The sequence below is a fragment of the Peribacillus sp. NPDC056705 genome (genome assembly GCF_043656335.1).
The window spans coordinates 1-1,967 of sequence record NZ_JBHTYI010000128.1 but is presented as its reverse complement, the minus strand read 5'-3'; the positions used below and the strand labels follow the sequence as shown (position 1 = coordinate 1,967).

Here is a 1,967-nt window from a genome sequence, read left to right as displayed (position 1 = left end):
TGCACGCAACCGATTCAAGAAATAGAGCATGCAGCGAAAGAGGCATTTACCTCGTCGTATCGCAATCAGCATGCAAGCCAGCATGATGCAGCGGGTGATTTCATTCGCAGGGGCGGACAACTCGTTTATGTGCATAATGAACCCGTGCGCCGAGAGACGGCGGTGCGCGTGAAAGGGGCGCGTTATGATCAAGCTCAACCCGTGGCATACGAGAACTAGCACCATCTCGCATCGTATTCCCTGGATGCATGCTGAACGTAAACTACTGACACGAGTATCGCATGATTCCATACTGCATCGACTCATCGTTACACTTCCGGTCGCCGGATTGCTCTTCGAATGGCTTATGCCGCTACGCAACACGGGGGATGCGAACGCAGACTCGGTGCTGGCAGCGCTGTCAATATGGGCCGTGTCTCTAGTGCTGCAGGGATTGTTTACGATCCGTGGTTTTGTCTGGTTTCCGCTTAACGTCATTTTGATGGTATGGTTATGCTCCCGGTTGTTTGATTACTCGAATCCGGTTGAATGGGTTATCCAGTACGCGCTGCATATTCTGCCAGAGGACGTGGCCGCATTTCAAACCGGATGGGCGTTCTCCGTGCTATCTCAGGAGACGCGTACGGTGATCTTATTCACCGGGTGGGGAATCATGGTGTCTGCCGTTCATATGCTGGCATTGTATCGCCGTACCGTGTGGTTGTTCGGTGGCTCTACGCTGGTGTATTTGGCTGCATTGGAAGCTGCACTTGGTGAAAGTGTGCTCATGGGAATGAGCCGGGCGATTGTGTATATACTTCTTGCTCAGGGCGTGATGCTGCTTCTGGCGTTGAGGCAAGAAACCATACCGGATTCGTGCTTGTCATTCATTCCCCGCCAGTCGGAGCCAACTGTGCCCTCTATAAGCCGAGGTGCACGGGTACCGATGCTGCGCTGGAGCCTGATCGTGCTGCTGTTCACACTGCTGATTACCGGCGCAACGCGGATATGGGGCGTGGTTAGTGAGCCGTCGGAGGGAATGGGCATGACGGTGACCGAGATGGCAGAGCAGTTGGGGAAGTGGGTGCAGCCAGGCCATAAGGGAGTGGAAGCATCGATTCCAGCGGCTCAAGTAACCGGTTATTCATCCCCGGATAAGGACATGGGTGGGCCGTTGACGTTAAGCGATGAATTGTATTTCACCGCGCAGTCGGCAGTGCCTACCTATTGGCGCGGGGATACGTATAGTTATTATGACGGCCGCAGTTGGGACGCAGACCATAGCGCGAGCAGGCCGTTTCGCATGGATGAGGATCTTGGCGGCGTTCTCCCTTACTGGCAGCACGCTGAGGGCGAGACGTTGGTGCAGACGCTGACGTTCTATCAAGATACTCCGGCGCGTTCTCTGCTCGCTGGAGGCTTGATTACCCGTGTACAAAATATTCGCTATTCGGATGAGCGGGGCATGCCCAGGATGACTGCGAATCGTCTGTCGGAGACGGTCTCGATTCAAGGGGATGTTCCTATAGCCGGTTATACAGTGGAATCGGTATACATCGCGCCTCAAGTGGAGCTGCTTCGGACAGCGATAGGTACGGGTCCGCACGACTTGCGCACGAGCTACCTGCAGCTTCCCGTCTCATTACCAGAGAGAGTGCGCGATCTGGCTCAGGAAATAACGAAGGGGACGTCGAATCGCTATGATGCAGCGTTGGCGATCGAGAACTTTCTGAAGCAGAATTATACGTATTCGCTGCAAACGGCAGTGCCACCGGACGGCCAGGATTTTGTCGATGACTTCTTATTTGATACGGGCGAAGGATACTGTGTTCATTTTGCAACGGCCATGACGGTATTGCTCAGAGCAGAGGGGATCCCTGCAAGATATGTTACGGGGTTCGCACCAGGTGAGCGAAGTGTCGGCAAAATTGATACGTATGAGATTGCGCTGAAGGATGCTCATGCCTGGGTGGAGGTTTATTTTGCAG

The 1,967-nt window shown here is 54.1% G+C and carries 2 protein-coding genes; both read left to right on the top strand.

Annotation, left to right across the window (positions count from 1 at the left end; genetic code table 11):
• On the top strand, nucleotides 1-219 hold a 219-nt coding region (locus ACFRAK_RS28110), incomplete at its 5' end, for a hypothetical protein (RefSeq protein WP_394573054.1).
• Nucleotides 185-1,967: transglutaminase TgpA family protein (locus ACFRAK_RS28105; RefSeq protein WP_394573053.1), on the top strand; the 1,783-nt coding region annotated here is incomplete at its 3' end. The genes ACFRAK_RS28110 and ACFRAK_RS28105, both read left to right, overlap by 35 nt.